This is a genomic window from Campylobacter sp. S4:11, from assembly GCF_024723695.1.
GTDB lineage: Bacteria > Campylobacterota > Campylobacteria > Campylobacterales > Campylobacteraceae > Campylobacter_D > Campylobacter_D jejuni_C.
Genome location: NZ_JANQDC010000111.1, coordinates 1 through 356, shown reverse-complemented (window position 1 = coordinate 356; position 356 = coordinate 1). Strand labels below are relative to the sequence as shown.

Here is a 356-nt window from a genome sequence, read left to right as displayed (position 1 = left end):
AAGATTATATAGAACAAATTTATAAAGATAATGGCATAAAACCTTATGCATTTGATGATGAATTTTATGAAGAATTGGGTAACTTAGGAATAATTACCCAAAGACAAGTGGAAGGTTTTAAAAATGATCGTTTAATTAAGAAAAATTCCTTATTGCTTACTATGTTAGATTATTTGGCTGGGCAAGATAGAAAAAGCAAAGATTATTTGATTACTTTTGATGATGAGTATTTTTATGATTATTTTGTTTTTAGTTTGGGTGGGTTTATATTAAAACTTTCTCAAGGTATGCTTCAAAATGAAATCAATTCTCTTTTTAACCCTGCAGCTTATATAGATGATACAAAAATAAATTAT

The 356-nt window shown here is 25.8% G+C and carries 1 pseudogene; it reads left to right on the top strand.

The features are described from left to right. Window positions 1–356, top strand: a pseudogene (locus CAMP5053_RS08450) (hypothetical protein); the annotation flags it as partial.